At 69.1% G+C, this 15,164-nt stretch carries 18 protein-coding genes; 15 read left to right on the forward strand and 3 right to left on the reverse strand.

Annotation, left to right across the window (positions count from 1 at the left end):
- Positions 1–7: 7 nt before the first annotated feature.
- A complete protein-coding gene (locus CLU95_RS26685) occupies positions 8–1,042 on the reverse strand; it encodes an AraC family transcriptional regulator (RefSeq protein ID WP_099796378.1) in 1,035 nt (344 codons plus the stop codon).
- Positions 1,043–1,181: 139 nt separating this feature from the next.
- On the opposite strand from CLU95_RS26685, the gene CLU95_RS26690 reads away from it, so the two are divergent.
- Genes CLU95_RS26690 through CLU95_RS26715 form a run of 6 tightly spaced genes read left to right on the forward strand, consistent with a single transcriptional unit; the run spans position 1,182 to position 6,540 of the window.
- Complete coding sequence (locus tag CLU95_RS26690) at positions 1,182–2,741, forward strand: long-chain-fatty-acid--CoA ligase (protein ID WP_099796379.1); 1,560 nt, start codon at positions 1,182–1,184, stop codon at positions 2,739–2,741.
- Between the two features lie 53 nt (positions 2,742–2,794).
- Positions 2,795–3,979, forward strand: a complete 1,185-nt coding sequence (locus tag CLU95_RS26695; protein ID WP_099796380.1) for a lipid-transfer protein — start codon at positions 2,795–2,797, stop codon at positions 3,977–3,979.
- A 14-nt stretch (positions 3,980–3,993) separates the two neighbouring features.
- Positions 3,994–4,434, forward strand: coding sequence for a MaoC family dehydratase N-terminal domain-containing protein (locus tag CLU95_RS26700; protein WP_099796381.1), 441 nt, complete (start codon positions 3,994–3,996; stop codon positions 4,432–4,434).
- 16 nt (positions 4,435–4,450) lie between these two features.
- A complete protein-coding gene (locus tag CLU95_RS26705; RefSeq protein ID WP_099796382.1) occupies positions 4,451–4,870 on the forward strand; it encodes a MaoC family dehydratase in 420 nt (139 codons plus the stop codon).
- A 40-nt stretch (positions 4,871–4,910) separates the two neighbouring features.
- Complete coding sequence (locus tag CLU95_RS26710; RefSeq protein WP_099796383.1) at positions 4,911–5,741, forward strand: SDR family NAD(P)-dependent oxidoreductase; 831 nt, start codon at positions 4,911–4,913, stop codon at positions 5,739–5,741.
- Positions 5,742–5,751: 10 nt separating this feature from the next.
- A complete protein-coding gene (locus CLU95_RS26715) occupies positions 5,752–6,540 on the forward strand; it encodes an enoyl-CoA hydratase/isomerase family protein (RefSeq protein ID WP_099797490.1) in 789 nt (262 codons plus the stop codon).
- A 15-nt stretch (positions 6,541–6,555) separates the two neighbouring features.
- On the opposite strand, the gene CLU95_RS26720 is transcribed toward CLU95_RS26715, so the two are convergent.
- Together CLU95_RS26720 and CLU95_RS26725 are read right to left on the reverse strand one after the other, a co-directional pair.
- Positions 6,556–7,473 carry a DUF2167 domain-containing protein gene (locus CLU95_RS26720; RefSeq protein WP_099796384.1) on the reverse strand — a complete coding sequence of 306 codons (918 nt, stop codon included), beginning with the start codon at positions 7,471–7,473 and terminating at the stop codon, positions 6,556–6,558.
- Positions 7,474–7,553: 80 nt separating this feature from the next.
- Complete coding sequence (locus tag CLU95_RS26725; RefSeq protein ID WP_099797491.1) at positions 7,554–7,976, reverse strand: cupin domain-containing protein; 423 nt, start codon at positions 7,974–7,976, stop codon at positions 7,554–7,556.
- A gap of 106 nt (positions 7,977–8,082) precedes the next feature.
- On the opposite strand from CLU95_RS26725, the gene CLU95_RS26730 reads away from it, so the two are divergent.
- The 9 genes from CLU95_RS26730 (at position 8,083) to CLU95_RS26770 (ending at position 15,160) form a co-directional block, all read left to right on the forward strand.
- Complete coding sequence (locus CLU95_RS26730) at positions 8,083–8,538, forward strand: ArsR/SmtB family transcription factor (protein ID WP_143606061.1); 456 nt, start codon at positions 8,083–8,085, stop codon at positions 8,536–8,538.
- Entirely contained in the window at positions 8,448–8,894 is a 447-nt protein-coding gene (locus CLU95_RS26735) for an SRPBCC family protein (RefSeq protein WP_143606077.1), read from the forward strand. The genes CLU95_RS26730 and CLU95_RS26735 overlap by 91 nt, the downstream gene beginning before the upstream one ends.
- Positions 8,891–10,174: an RNA polymerase sigma factor gene (locus CLU95_RS26740; protein WP_099796386.1), complete on the forward strand. Its 1,284-nt coding sequence runs from the start codon at positions 8,891–8,893 to the stop codon at positions 10,172–10,174. The genes CLU95_RS26735 and CLU95_RS26740 overlap by 4 nt, the downstream gene beginning before the upstream one ends.
- Positions 10,175–10,246: 72 nt before the next feature.
- The gene (locus CLU95_RS26745) at positions 10,247–10,627 is read left to right on the forward strand and encodes a YciI family protein (protein ID WP_099796387.1); all 381 of its coding nucleotides are present in this window, start codon (positions 10,247–10,249) and stop codon (positions 10,625–10,627) included.
- Entirely contained in the window at positions 10,624–11,001 is a 378-nt protein-coding gene (locus tag CLU95_RS26750; protein WP_099796388.1) for a YciI family protein, read from the forward strand. Before CLU95_RS26745 ends, CLU95_RS26750 begins: the two co-directional genes overlap by 4 nt.
- On the forward strand, positions 10,998–12,581 hold the full coding sequence (locus tag CLU95_RS26755; protein ID WP_099796389.1) for an MFS transporter: 1,584 nt from the start codon (positions 10,998–11,000) through the stop codon (positions 12,579–12,581). Before CLU95_RS26750 ends, CLU95_RS26755 begins: the two co-directional genes overlap by 4 nt.
- Before the next feature lie 54 nt (positions 12,582–12,635).
- Positions 12,636–12,821: a hypothetical protein gene (locus tag CLU95_RS26760; protein WP_056583411.1), complete on the forward strand. Its 186-nt coding sequence runs from the start codon at positions 12,636–12,638 to the stop codon at positions 12,819–12,821.
- A 33-nt stretch (positions 12,822–12,854) separates the two neighbouring features.
- Entirely contained in the window at positions 12,855–13,967 is a 1,113-nt protein-coding gene (aroC, locus tag CLU95_RS26765; RefSeq protein WP_099796390.1) for a chorismate synthase, read from the forward strand.
- The gene (locus CLU95_RS26770) at positions 13,967–15,160 is read left to right on the forward strand and encodes an MFS transporter (RefSeq protein ID WP_099796391.1); all 1,194 of its coding nucleotides are present in this window, start codon (positions 13,967–13,969) and stop codon (positions 15,158–15,160) included. Before aroC ends, CLU95_RS26770 begins: the two co-directional genes overlap by 1 nt.
- Positions 15,161–15,164: the final 4 nt, after the last annotated feature.

Here is a 15,164-nt window from a genome sequence, read left to right on the forward strand (position 1 = left end):
GGTAGCTTCAAGCCTCGGGGTCGGGCCCCGGCCGCCGCCGGTACGACCCCGGCGCCCCGCCGGTCCAGGTCTTGAATGCACGCTGGAACGCCGCGCTGTCCGAGAAGCCCAGCTCCTCGGCGAGCGTCGCCAGCGGCACGGTGCTGGTGTTCAGGCGCACGATGGCCACGTCGCGCCGCAGCTGGTCCTTGAGCGACTGGAACGAAGTGCCCTCGGTTCCCAGGTGGCGCTGCAGCGTGCTCACCGACATGTGCAGGCTGCGCGCGGTCGTGGCCAAGTCGGTCCAGGCCGGGCGGTGCTGCTGCAGCACGGTGCGCACGCGCGCGCTCACGGCCAGCTCGCCCAGCGGCGGCAGGATCACGTGGGCCGGCGCGGCGGCCAGGAAGTCGCGCATGGCGCGTGCGTCGCGGTGGATCGGCGTGGCCAGTGCGCTCGCGTCGAACCACACGGCCGACAGCGGCTGGCCGAACTGCAGCGGCGCGGGAAACACCTTGCTGTAGCCGGCCGCGTAGGGCGGCTGCTCGAAGCCGAAGTCGAAGCGGCGCGCCGTCAGACGGCCGCCGTGCAGCCAGGCGAAGAGCCGCCAGTACACGCGCAGCATCAGCTCGTGCAAGAAGTTCAGCGGCGTGCTCGGCATGCCCTGCACCCGCAGGCCGAAGCCCGCGAGCGGCCCCTCGCGCAGCACCACCATCTCGAGGTCGTCCTGCAGCAGGCTGAAGGCGCGGGCCACGCGCCGCAGCGCCACCTCGAGCGTGGGCGCGCCCATCGTGGCGCGCGTCATGAGCGCGAAGCTGCCGCAGCGCAGGCGGCGCGACAGGAAGCACAGGGCCTCGTCGTCCAGCCGCTCCATCAGCAGCGCGAACAGCGCCACGTACTGCTCGGCCGTGACGCGCGCGCCCGGCGCGTCGAGCAGGGCGGGGGCGATGCCCGCGTCCTGCAGCGCGGTGTCGATGCAGATGGGCGCGTTGTCGCCGCGCGCACGCACGCCCGAGAGCATGCCCTGGACGAACACGATCGGGATGGTGACGGGCGGTTGCAGCATGCGTGAGCGGATCAGACCCGACGGCGGCGCGGGTGTCGATTGAGGTTTTCTGCCATGCGGGCGATGCGAAGCGCAATCGCCGCGGCACGGCGCGGTTTCTACCATGCGTTCACACAAGAACCGAACGGAGACAACCGCCATGTACCAGACCCAGTCGCTGCACCGCAGCGTGCAGCAGCACCCCGACCGGATCGCCGTGCGCGCCGCCGGCCGCACCCTGAGCTTTCGCGCGTATGCCGAGCGCGTCGCGCGCCTCGCAGGCGCCCTGCAGGGGCTCGGCATGCAGGCGGGCGACCGCGTGGCGATGCTGGCGCTCAACTCGGCGCGCTACCTCGAGTACCAGATGGCCGTGCCCTGGGGCGGCGGCGTGCTCAACCCCTGCAACATCCGCTGGTCGGCCGCTGAAATTTTGTATTCGCTCGAAGACTCGGGCTCCTCGCTGCTGCTGGTGGACGACACCTTCCGCGCGGTGGTCGAGCAGATGCGCGGGCAGGCGACCAGCCTGCGCGAGGTGATCTACTGCGGCGACGGCCCCACGCCGCCCGGCATGCACGGCTACGAGGCGCTGCTGGAGGCCGCCTCGCCCGTGCCCGATGTGGGCCGCCGTGGCGAAGACCTGGCCGGCATCTTCTACACCGGCGGCACCACGGGTTTTCCCAAGGGCGTGATGCTGAGCCACACCAACATGGGCAGTTCGGGGCTGGCGCTGCATGCCGAAGGCCTGGCGTCGCCCGACGGCTGCTACCTGCATGCCGCGCCGATGTTCCACCTGGCCGACATGGGCCTGGCCGCACCGCACTGGCTGGAGGGCAACACGCACGCGATCATTCCGGCCTTCAGCCCTGAAGCGGTGCTGAACGCCATCGAAAAAGACCGCGTCACGCATGCGCTGCTGGTGCCGACCATGATCCAGATGCTGGTCGACCATCCGGCGATGCGCGAGCCGCGCGACCTCAGCAGCCTGAAGTGCATCACCTACGGCGCCTCGCCGATCTCGGAGGCGGTGCTGACCCGTGCGATGGCGGCCTTCCCGGGCGTGGACTTCGTGCAGGCCTACGGCATGACCGAGCTGTCGCCGCTGGCCACCATCAATCCGGCGCGCAACCACACGGCCGAAGGCCAGCGCCGGGGCAAGCTGCGCTCGGCCGGCCGCGCGAGCTACTGCACCGAGGTGCGCATCGTCGACGGCGAAGGCGTCGAGGTGCCGCGCGGCACCGTGGGCGAGGTCGCGGTGCGCGGCCCCAACGTGATGCAGGGTTACTGGAACCAGCCCGCGCAAACGGCCGCGGCTGTGCGCGGCGGCTGGATGCACACAGGCGACGGCGCGTACATGGACGACGACGGCTACATCTTCGTGGTCGACCGCTTGAAGGACATGATCATCAGCGGCGGCGAGAACATCTATTCGGCCGAGGTCGAGAACGCCATCAACCAGCACCCAGCCGTCGCGGCCTGCGCCGTCATCGGCATTCCAAGCGAGGCGTGGGGCGAGGCCGTGCACGCGGTGCTCGTGCTCAAGCCGGGGCAGCAGTTGGCGGCCGACGGGCTCATTACGCATTGCAAGGCGCTGATTGCGGCCTACAAGTGCCCGCGCAGCGTGGCGGTGGTCGAGGCGTTGCCGCTCTCGGGCGCGGGCAAGGTGCTCAAGACCCGGTTGCGCGAACCCTTTTGGCAAGACCGCCAACGAAGCGTAGCCTGAGCACTGCCCACCATTTTTTTTTCTTCTTTACTCATTCATTTCAGGAGCCTCTCATGAGCCAGGATGTCTACGTCGTCGGTGTCGGCATGATCCCCTTCACCAAGCCGGGCGCGAACCAGCCCTACCCGCAGATGGCTGCGCACGCCACCAACGCCGCATTGAAAGACGCCGGCATCGGCTACGAGCTGATCCAGCAGGCCTACGTCGGCTACGTGTACGGCGACTCGACCGCCGGCCAGCGCGCGCTCTATGAAGTGGGCATGACCGGCATTCCGGTCGTCAACGTCAACAACAACTGCTCCACCGGCTCGACCGCGCTGTTCCTCGCGCGCCAGGCCGTGGCCAGCGGCGCGGCCGATTGCGTGCTGGCGCTCGGCTTCGAGCACATGAGCCCCGGCGCGCTGGGCGCGGTGTTCAACGACCGCCCGAGCCCGTTCGATCACTTCGAGTCGATCACCGACGAGCTGGTCGGCAACGAGCAGGTGCCGCTCGCGCTGCGCTACTTCGGCGGCGCGGGGCTGGCGCACATGCAGCAGTACGGCACGCAGATGTCGACCTTCGCGAAGATCCGCGCCAAGGCCAGCCGCCATGCGTCGAACAACCCGGTCGCGCTGTTCCGCACCGTCGTCACCGAAGACGAAGTGATGGCCGCGCCCGTCATGTGGCCCGGCGTGATGACGCGGCTCATGGCCTGCCCGCCGACCTGCGGTGCGGCTGCGGCCATCGTCTGTTCGCCGCGCTTCGCCGAGCGCCATGGCCTGGACCGCAGCGTGCGCATCAAGGCGCAGGCCATGACCACCGACCGCGCCATCACCTTCGAGAGCCGCGACATGCGCGAGGTGGTCGGCTTCAGCATGGCGCAGGAGGCCGCGCAGAAGGTGTACGACGCGGCCGGTGTCGGCCCGCAGGACATCGACGTGGTCGAGCTGCACGACTGCTTTGCGCACAACGAACTCATCAGCTACGAGGCGCTGGGCCTGTGCCCTGTCGGCGGCGCAGAGAAGTTCGTGGTCGATGGCGACAACACCTATGGCGGCAAGGTGGTGACCAACCCGTCGGGCGGCCTGCTGTCGAAGGGTCACCCGCTCGGCGCCACGGGTCTTGCGCAATGCACGGAGCTGGTCCAGCAGCTGCGGGGCACGGCAGATAAACGGCAGGTCGAAGGCGCGCGGATGGCGCTGCAGCACAACCTCGGCTTGGGCGGCGCCTGCGTGGTCACGCTGTACGAACGCGTCTGAGGAAAAGGCAGAACATGATCGACAAGAAATGGATCGGCCACGAGCTGCCCGCTTCGGTGCTGCCCATCGAGCGCACCCGGCTGCAGTTCTTCGCCAAGGCCATTGGCGAGACCGACCCGGTCTACACCGATGCCGCCGCCGCGCGCGATGCCGGCTACCCCGACCTGCCCGCGCCGCCGACCTTCCTGTTCGCGGCCGAGCTGGACTCGGGCGCATCGGGCCAGATGCTCGACGACTTGCAGATTCCGCTGTCGAAGCTGCTGCACGGTGAGCAGAGCTTCGCGTACCACCGGCCCGCCTGCGTCGGCGACACGGTGACGGTGCGCTCCACCATCAGCGACATCTACGACAAGAAGAACGGTGCGCTCGAATTCGTGGTGAAGACCTCGCGCGCCACCAACCAGCGCGACGAACTCGTGGCCGAGCTGCGCACGGTGATCGTCTGCCGTCACTGAAGAGAAACGAGCATCCATGACCTCCATCACCTACGACACCGTGCAGATCGGCGACGAGCTTCCCGCGTTGCAGCTTGCACCGGTGAACCGCACCACGCTCGCGCTCTTCGCAGGCGCCTCGGGCGACCACAACCCGATCCACATCGACACCGACTTCGCGCGCAAGGCCGGCATGCCCGACGTGTTCGCGCAGGGCATGCTGGGCATGGCCTGGCTCGGCCGCCTGCTCACACAGTGGGCGCCGCAGTCGCAGCTGCGCCGCTTCGACGTGCGCTTCCAGGGCATCACGCACCTGGGCCATGCCGTGCGCTGCACCGGCCGCGTGGTCGAGAAGCTGGAACACAACGGCGAGCGCTGCGTGCGCGTGGAAGTGCTCAGCGCCAACCAGTACGGCCAGGCCCGCATCGCAGGCGAGGCACTCGTGGCGCTGCGCTGATCCTTTGAACGAACGAATCAAGAGAAGAGAGAAAAGAGAAATGACACCCAAACTCGAAGGCAAGGTCGCCCTCATCACCGGCTCGGGCCGCGGCATCGGCCGCGCGATCGCACTCAAGCTCGCGTCGGAAGGCGCACGCATCGTCGTCAACGACCTCGATGCCGAACCGGCCGAAGAAACCGTGCAGGCCATTCGCGCCGCGGGCGGCCAGGCCGTGGCCTGCGTCGGCAGCGTGTCGGCGCCGGACTTTGCCGAGCGCTTCGTCGGCACCGCGGTGAGCGAATTCAAGGGCCTGGACATCATCGTCAACAACGCCGGCTACACCTGGGACAGCGTGGTGCAGAAGATGACTGACGAGCAGTGGTACGCCATGATCGACGTGCACCTGACGGCGCCGTTTCGCATCCTGCGCGCCGCGCAGCCGGTGATCCGCGCGCTCGGCAAGGCAGAGACCGAAGCCGGCCGGCGCGTGGTGCGCAAGGTGGTCAACATCTCGTCGGTGGCCGGGCTCTTCGGCAACGCGGGCCAGGCCAACTATTCGACCGCCAAGGCCGGCATCGTCGGCATGACGCAGACGCTGGCCAAGGAGTGGGGTCGCATGAACGTCACGGTGAACTGCGTGGCGTTCGGCTTCATCCAGACCCGGCTCACGGCCAGCACGGCCGAGGCCACCACGGCGAACATCGAGGGGCGCGAGATCAAGGTCGGCGTCAACCCCGGGCTGCTGGCGATGATGGAACAGTCGATCCCGCTGGGCCGCGGCGGCACACCCGAAGAAGCGGCCGGCGCGGTGTACCTGCTGTGCGCGCCCGAGTCGGACTACGTGAGCGGCCAGACGCTCATGTGCACCGGCGGGCTCACGGGCATCTGAGATGACCACGATGCAGTTCGAAGAAGGCATCGCCTGGGGCGTGCAGGACGGCATCGGCCGCATCGTGCTGAAGCGGCCCGAGCGCGCCAACTCGGTGTCGCTGGCGAGCAGCCATGCGCTGTCGCGCGCCATCGACGAGGTGATCGACGCCGCACCGCGCGCCATCCTGCTGACCGGCGAAGGGCGCGTGTTCTGCGCAGGCGGCGACATCGATTCGTTCGTGGCCGCGGGCGACAAGTTGCCCGAGCTGGTCGACGCCATCCTCGACCGCCTGCATCCCGCGCTGCTGCGGCTGGCGCAGAACCCGGCGCCCTTGGTGGTGGCCGTGAACGGCACGGTCGGCGGTGCCGGCGTGGGGCTGGCGCTGTGCGGCGACTTCGTGCTCGCGGCCGAGTCGATGAAGCTGCGCACGGGCTATGCGGCCATCGGGCTGTCGCCGGACGCGGGCAGTTCGTATTTCCTGTCGCGGCGCATCGGGCCGGTGCGCGCGCAGCAGTGGCTGATGCTCAGCGACCCGATCGACAGTGCACGCTGCCTGGCAGCGGGCGCGGTCGATGCGTTGTACCCGGACGCCGAACTTGCCGCCGCCGCCGAAGCACTGGTGACTCGATTGGCAAGCGGCGCGACCGCATCGTTCGCGGGCATCAAGGCGCTGTGCAGCGGTGCGACGGCGCGCCCGATCGAAGAACACTTCGAGATGGAGCACCGCCTGCTGCGTGAACGATCGGGCAGCGCGGATGCGCGCGAGGGCGTGGCGGCCTTCACTGCGAAGCGCGCACCGCGCTTCGCAGGGCGCTGAGCCCGGGGCTGCAGCTCAGCTCTTCTTCTTGAACAGCTTCGTCAGGCCCCAGAGCGCGGCACCGCCCGCCACCACGGCGACCTTCGCGAACTTGGCCAGGAAGGCGAGGGCGATTGCGAACAGGCCCAGCTTCTTCGCCGCGGCGCCGGCCACCAGCGCGGCCAGGCCGTAGGCGGCGACCTTGTCGGTCGATGCATTGAAGTCCGCGTACTTCTTGCCGTCGTCGTACTGCAGCGCGCCGAGCAGCTTGGTGGCGTCGGGCTTGTACTTCTCGAGGTCGTTCGCGTTGGTGATGAGGTTCAGGCTGACGTAGCCCTCGCGGCCCAGCGCATAGGTGTTGTAGTTGACGCCGGGGTTGCCGCCGTCGCTGCCCTTTTTCTTCGAGAGAGCCGACCACACCAGCCGGTGCGTCGAGGCTTCGTACTGCGGCTTCTGCGCCCAGCCCGTGACTTCGATCGCCGGGATGCCGCGCTTGGCGCGTTCCTCGTTCGCAGCCTCGGTGCCTTCCTTCAGGCTCGTGAGCAGCTCGTCGGCGTTCCAGTCCTTGGCGTCGTCGTCCTTGATGTAGCCCTCTTTCACGAACTTCACGACCGCCATCCAGTCGCCGTCGTCGGCGGGGAAGATCGCGCCGATGAAGGTGTCGTCGGTGCGGTTGCCCATGCTGCGCATGAGCTGTGCGGCGGCGGGTGTCGGCACCCAGACGTAGCCGGCGGGCAGTTGCAGGTGGGCCTGGTCGCGCAGGGCGATGTCGGCGGGGCCGGCTTTCTGCACGGCCTTGGCGGCCTTGAAGGCGGCTTCCTGCTCGGCTTCGAGCGAGCTCGCCGCAGAGGTGGTGGAAGCGGTGGTGGGGGATGCGGCGTTGCTGATGTGGGTGGCCGTCAAGGCGCACGCGAACAGCAAGCCGGCCGTCAGGCGGGCCGTATGAATACGCAAGTTCTCTCTCCTCGGTTGTTGTCGTTTCTGGTGAGACGCGAGGAGTTTATCGGCGCGCGAAGCCGCGCTGGCAGCGGGTTTCAGGGCCAGGGCGTGGGCGGCGGAATCTCGCAGACCGGCTCGACGTCAATGCTCTTGAAGTCGGCCGGCGAGACGATTTCCAGGTACTCCATGTCGGGCGAATAGTCGAAGAGAAAGTGGCGGATGCCGGGGCGCTGGTGCACCACGTCGCCGGCCTCGACGCGCGTTTCCTTGTCCTCGTACATGAAGCGCGCCCAGCCCTTGAGCATGATGACGATCTGGAAGTCCGCCTCGTGGCGGTGCCAGCCGGTGCCCGTTTCGGGTGCCATGTTGGCCTTGACGAGGTGCGCGATCACCTTGCCGTGGGTGGCGGCCGCAATGCCGAGGTCGCGGTACAGGAAGAAGTCTCGCAACCCGCCCGAGACGTACTCGGTGTCACCGGGTTTGACGTGGGAGAACTGGGTGGCGGTTCGGTCCAGCATGGGCGCTCCTTCGCGGGGGATGATGCTGCGATGCAGCATGCATAAACCGTTCCTGCGCGGGGCCCATGGCTTGACGGCCCACGGGCCGCTCCAGATACTCAACCGCATGGTTCACTCAGATGCCCTGGACGCCGTGTTTGCGGCGCTGTCCGACCCGACGCGTCGCAGCGTGCTCGAAGCGCTGGGCGAGGGCAGCCTCAGCGTGACCGAACTCGCCGAACCGCACGGCATGTCGCTGACCGGCTTCATGAAGCACTTGCGCGTGCTCGAAGGCGCCGGCCTCATCTCGCGCACGAAGGCGGGCCGCGTCGTGCGCTGCGAGCTGTCGGCAGGCCCGATGCAGGAGGCTGCCGTGTGGCTCTCGCGCTATGAGAAGTTCTGGACCGGCCGCCTCGATGCGCTGGCGCGCTTTCTCTATCACCAGGAGGACACCGAATGGCGAAACCTTCCCCCGGCCCCACCACCCACCCCATCACCGAGCGCCCCTCGCTCACGCTCCGCCGGCACTTCCGCGTCAGCCCCGCCAAAGTCTGGCGCGCGTGGACCGACCCGCAAGCGCTGAAGCACTGGTTCGGCCCCGAGGAAATCGTCGACGTGCCGTTGGCCGAGGTCGACCTGCGCGTGGGCGGGCGCTTTCGCGTGACCATGTTGGCGGCCGACGGCGAGACGCACGACGTGAGCGGCACTTACCTGGAGGTCGTGTCCGAGCGCCGGCTGGTCTTCAGCTGGGCCTGGCGCAGCACGCCCGAGCGCGAGTCGCGCGTCACGGTGCAGCTCGAGCCCGATGCAGGCGGCTGCGAGCTCGTGCTCATGCACCAGCAGTTCTTCGACGAAGCGGCGCGCGAGGGCCACACCCACGGCTGGACCGGCTCGCTCGTCAAGCTCGAGAGTTGGCTGCTCGGCGGCGACACCGGGTGACCGAACAGCCGACGGCCACTGCCGGCGTACTCGACGCGCTGGACGCGATCTATCGAACCGAGTCGCGCCGCATCTTCGCCACGCTGGTGCGCCTGCTCGGCGATTTCGATCGGGCCGAAGAAGCCCTGCACGACGCCTTTCGCGCTGCGCTCGAACAATGGCCGTGCGAAGGCGTGCCGGCCAATCCGCGCGCCTGGCTGGTGTCGGCGGGGCGCTTCAAGTCGATCGACGGCATCCGCCGGCAGGCGCGCTTCACGGCGTGGGACGAGGCCACCGCGCATACCGACACCCTGGCCGACCCGGCACCCGCCTGGCACGAGGCCGACCCCGATGCCGACGCGCTCGAGGACGACCGCCTGCGCCTGGTCTTCACCTGCTGCCATCCCGCGCTCGCGCCCGACGCCCAGGTGGCGCTCACGCTGCGCGAGGTCTGCGGGCTGGCGACCGAGGAGATCGCACGCGCCTTTCTCGTGCCGGCGCCCACCATCGCGCAGCGCATCGTGCGGGCCAAGGCGCGCATCCGCGACGCCGGCATTCCGTACCAGGTGCCCGGCCTGGTCGAGTTGCCCGAACGGCTCGATGCCGTGCTGCGCGTGGTGTACCTGGTGTTCAACGAAGGCTACGCGGCCTCGTCGGGCGAGAGCGTGACGCGCGCCGACCTTTCGGCCGAGGCGATCCGGCTCGGGCGGCTGGTGGCCGAGTTGCTGCCCGACCCCGAAGCGCTGGGCCTGCTCGCGCTGATGCTGCTGCACGACGCGCGCCGCACCGCGCGCACCTCGGCGCAGGGCGAACTCGTGCTGCTCGACGCACAGGACCGCAGCCTGTGGCACCGCGGGCAGATCGGAGAGGGCGCGGCGCTGGTCGAGCGCGCGCTGCTGTCGCGCCGCTTCGGCCCGTACACCTTGCAGGCCGCCATTGCCGCGGTGCATGCCGAAGCACCCGAGGCCGCAGACACCGACTGGCCGCAGATCGTCGGCCTGTACGACGTGCTGCTGCGGCTCGACCCCTCGCCCGTGGCCGAGCTCAACCGCGCGGCGGCCGTGGCCATGCGCGACGGGCCGGCGGCCGGGCTGGCGCTGATCGATGCGTTGCTCGCGCGCGGCGAGCTGGCCCAGTACCACCTGGCGCATGGCGCGCGCGCCGAGCTGTGCCGGCGTCTGGGCCGCACCGAGGATGCGCGCGCCGCTTATCTGCGAGCGCTGTCGCTGGTCCGCCAGCAGCCCGAGCGGCAGTTCCTGGAGCGGCAGCTGGCTGCGCTGCCGGGCGCGAAAAATTTTTGACGCCTCGTGTCGATTTCGGCCGTCGCCGTTCGACCAGTGATGTCCTCACTTAAATCTGCAAGGAGATTCCGCATGAAATACCTCTGCCTCGTTCATTGCGACGAAGCGGTCCTTCGCGCGCTGCCGCCCGACGAGCGCCGCGCGCTCGACGCCGATTCGATGGCCTACGACCGCGTGTTGGAAGCCGCCGGCCACTTCATCGCCGCCGAGGCGCTGAGCCCGGTGCGCGCCGCCAAGGTCGTGCAGGTGCGCCAAGGCCAACGCTCGCACGTCGACGGCCCCTACGCAGAAGCGCGCGAGCAGCTGTGCGGCTTCATCCTGGTCGAGGCGCGCGACCTGAACGCCGCGATCCAGCTGGCGGGCCGCATTCCGATGGCGCGCTACGGCGCCATCGAAGTGCGTCCCATCGACGCCATGGAAATGATCGAAAACCCGAAGGGGAATGTCGCATGAGATACCTTTGCCTGATCTACGGAACCGACGCGCAGACGAGCCACTTCTCGGCGCAGGACATGGACCACTACATCAACGAACACATCGACTACGACGCCCATCTGCAGGCGCTCGGCAAGCTCGTCGTGGCCGAGGCCTTGCAGCCGGCCGGCACGGCGGTCACGGTGCGCATGCGCAACGACAAACTCTCGGTCACCGACGGGCCGTTCGCCGAAACCAGCGAGCAGCTGGGCGGCTTCTACCTGGTCGAGGCCGACAGCGAAGAAGAAGCGCTGCAGCTCGCGGCCGGCATTCCGTCGGCGCGCTTCAGCAGCATCGAGGTGCGCAAGGCGTACTCGAGCAGCGACAGCGGCAACCGGGGAGCCGGCCCATGAGCAGCACGACGAACCGGGCGACGCCCGCCCGCGCCACGGCGCGCGAATGGACCGGCCTCGCGGTCATCGCGCTGCCGTGCATGCTCTATTCGATGGACCTCACGGTGCTGAACCTGGCGATCCCGTCGATCAGCGAAGACCTCAAGCCCACGGCCTCGCAGCTGCTGTGGATCGTCGACATCTATGGCTTCTTCGTGGCCGGCCTGCTGGTCACCATGGGCACGCTGGGCGACCGCATCGGGCGGCGCCGGCTGCTGCTGATCGGCGCGGTGGCGTTCGGCGTGGCTTCGGTGCTCGCGGCCTTCTCGACCACCGCCAACATGCTGATCGCCACGCGCGCGCTGCTGGGCGTGGCGGGGGCGACATTGGCGCCGTCGACGCTCTCGCTGATCCGCAACATGTTCCTCGACCCGGCGCAGCGCACCGTGGCCATCGGCGTGTGGATCTCGAGCTACTCGGCCGGCGCGGTCATCGGCCCGGTGCTGGGCGGCGTGCTGCTGCAGTTCTTTCCGTGGGGCTCGGTGTTCCTCATCGGCGTGCCGGTGATGGTGCTGCTGCTGGCGCTCGGCCCGTGGCTGTTGCCCGAGTACCGCGACCCCGACGCGGGCGCGCTCGACCTGGCCAGCGTGGCGCTCTCGCTGGGCGCGGTGCTGGCCGCCATCTACGGCATCAAGCAGGTGGCCGAGCACGGGCCCGACGCGGTGTCGCTGCTGGCCATCGCGGTCGGTGCGCTGCTCGGCTGGCTGTTCGCGCGCCGGCAGGGGCGGCTGGCGAATCCGATGATCGACCTGCGCCTGTTCAGGCTGCCGGCCTTCAGCGTCTCGCTCGGGGCCTACATGCTGGCCTGCTTCGTGATGTTCGGCCTCTTTCTGTACAACGCCCAGTACCTGCAGCTGGTGCTCGGCCTGTCGCCGCTGGAGGCCGGCCTGTGGAGCATGCCGAGCGCCGGCGCCTTCATCGTCGGCTCGATGATCGTGCCCGCGCTCACGCGGCGCCTGTGCCCGGCCTATGTCATGGGCGGTGGGCTGGGCGTGGCGGCACTGGGCTTCGGCATGCTGGTGCTGCTGCCCGCGCAGGGCGGGCTGGCCTGGATGGTGACGAGCGCGATCATCTCTTCGCTCGGCCTGGCGCCGGTGTTCACGCTGGCCACCGACCTGGTCGTGGGCAGCGCGCCGCCCGAGCGCGCGGGCGTGGCCTCGGCGATCTCGGAAACGAGTTCCGAGTTCGGCGGCGCGTTGGGCATCGCCATCCTCGGCAGCGTCGGCGCAGCGATCTACCGCGCGGCCATGGCCGATGCGGTGCCCACCGGCCTGGCCGGTGCGGCGGCGGTCGAAGCCGCCCGCAGCACGCTGGGCGGTGCGGTCGCGCTGGCCGCGGAACTGCCCGGTACCACGGGCGCCGCGCTGCTCGACACCGGGCGCGAGGCGTTGCTGCGCGCCCTGCGGCTGGTGGCCGGCCTGTGCGCGGTGGTTCTGCTGTTCGTCGGCGTGCTGGTGGCGGTGCGGCTGCGTGGCGTGGGCGCGTCGCATGCGGAAGAGGGCGCCGTACCCCCGGGCGGCGCCGCATTGCCGGAGCGTTGACCAGACCCCATACTGGGGCTTCCACGACGCACCCCACGACCGAACGGAGGCCCCATGAGCAACGAACTGCGCAAGAAGCTGCATGACCTGGCGGAACTGTCCGACAGCACCTCCGACCCGCAGACCAAGGCCATCGTCGAGGCGATCCGGCTGCAGACGGCGGTGCTGAACGAGCGGCTGTTCAGCATCGAGCTGCAGCTCGGGGTGCTCGCGAAGCGCATGGAAAACACCACCGACTGAGTCGGGCGCTGCTTTGTGGGGATAATCCCCGGCATGAGCGGCAACACCTTCGGAACTCTCTTCGCGGTCACCAATTTCGGCGAGTCGCACGGCCCGGCCATCGGCTGCGTGATCGACGGCTGCCCCCCGGGCATGGCCCTGAGCGAGGCCGACATCCAGGGCGACCTCGACCGTCGTCGCCCCGGCACCAGCCGCCACGTCACCCAGCGCAACGAGCCCGACGCGGTGCAAATCCTGTCCGGCGTCTACGAAGGCAAGACCACCGGCACGCCGATCGCGCTGCTGATCCAGAACACCGACCAGCGCAGCAAGGACTACGGGCAGATCGCCCAGCAGTTCCGCCCCGGCCACGCCGACTTCACCTACTGGAAGAAATACGGCATCCGCGATCCGCGCGGCGGCGGGCGCTCTTCGGCGCGCCTCACCGCGCCCATGGTCGCGGCCGGCGCGGTCGCCAAGAAGTGGCTGGCCGAAAAATACGGGATGGTGTTCCGCGGCTGCATGACGCAGATCGGCGAAATCGCCATTCCCTTCGAGAACTGGGACCACGTCCCGAACAACCCCTTCTTCGCCCCCATCGCCGACGTGAGCGCGCTGGAGGACTACATGGACCGCCTGCGCAAGGCCGGCGACTCGTGCGGCGCGCGCATCGGCGTCACGGCCACGAACGTGCCCGTGGGCCTGGGCGAGCCGCTGTTCGACAAGCTCGACGCCGAGATCGCCTACGCCATGATGGGCATCAACGCGGTGAAGGCCGTGGAAATCGGCGCCGGCTTCGACAGCATCACGCAGCGTGGCACCACGCACGGCGACTCGATCACGCCGACCGGTTTTCTCAGCAACAACGCGGGCGGCATTCTGGGCGGCATCAGCTCGGGGCAAGACCTCGAGGTGAGCATCGCGATCAAGCCCACCAGCTCGATCATCAGCCCGCGTCAGTCGATCGACGTGAACAACAACCCCGTCGAAGTCATCACCAAGGGCCGCCATGACCCCTGCGTGGGCATCCGCGCCACGCCCATCGCCGAAGCCATGCTCGCGCTGGTGGTGATGGAACACGTGCTGCGCAACCGCGCGCAGTGCGGCGACGTGAACCCGCCCGCCGAGAAGACCGAAGCTGCGTCGCCGCAGTCGTCCTTCCTGTAGTGTCGACGCCGCCACCTGTGGCCGCCGGGCGCGGCCACCTGTTGGCATTTGCTGGCCTGTCGGCCAGCTACTTCGCGCACATCGGTTTCTTCAATCCGTACCTGCCGCTGTGGCTCAAGGACCTGGGCCTGCCGATCTTCACGATCAGCCTGCTGGCCTCGGTGCAATCGATCACGCGCGTCTTCGCGCCCTATGCCTGGGGCGCGCTCAGCGACCACACCGGCCAGCGCGTGAAGCTGCTGCGCTTCAGTGCCGCGGTGGCGCTGGCCAGCTCCTTCGGGCTGTGGTGGCACGGCGGCGCGTGGTGGCTCGCGCTCGTGCTGCTCGTGATGTTCACGCACACCAGCTCGATGATGTCGCTCACCGAGGCCGCCATGGCGCAGATCGTCGCGGGCGACTGGGGCCGCTACGGGCGCATCCGCCTGTGCGGCTCGGCCGGCTTTTTGGTCACCGTGTTCGTCGCGGGCGAGTGGTTCGAGCGCTTCGGCATGAAGCACTTCCCGTACTGGGCGGCCGGCACGCTGGCCGTGGTGCTGATCGCCACGATGAAGCTGCCCGACGTGCGCGAGCCGCCGGCCGCGCACGACGCCGTGAAGGAGCCCATCGGCCCCGTGCTGCGCATCCCCGCCGTGCGCTGGTTCTTTGCCTCGCTGTTCTTCCAGGTGATGTCGCACTTCTCGGTGTACGCGTTCTTCTCGCTGTACCTCGATTCGATCGGCTACGGCAAGAGCACCATCGGCCTCTTGTGGGCGTTGTCGGTGGTGGCCGAGATCGTCTGGTTCTTTTTGCAGGGCCGGCTCATCGGTCTGTTGCCGATGCCGCGCTGGATGCTGGTGTGCGGAATCGCCGGCGTGGCGCGGCTCGGGCTCACGGCCGGGCTCGGCGGTTTCATCGCGGCGCTGGTCATTGCGCAGTGGCTGCACGCCCTGAGCTTCGCGGCGCACCACACGGCCTGCATCGCCGTGGTGTCGCGCCGTTTCCCCGGCCACCTGCGCGGACGCGGGCAGGCGCTGTTCACGGTGATCGGCTACGGCTTCGGCGGTGTGCTGGGCGTGCTGCTCGGCGGGGCGGTGGCGCAGGAGCTGGGCTACCGCGTCATGTTCGCGCTGGCGGCGGTGCTGGCTGTGGCGGGGACGCTGTGCGCTTGGCGGATGGTGGTGCTCGAGCCGCCGGGGCGGTCGAAGCCCGTCTGAGCGG

This window comes from Variovorax sp. 54, from assembly GCF_002754375.1.
In the GTDB taxonomy this organism is placed as follows: domain Bacteria; phylum Pseudomonadota; class Gammaproteobacteria; order Burkholderiales; family Burkholderiaceae_C; genus Variovorax.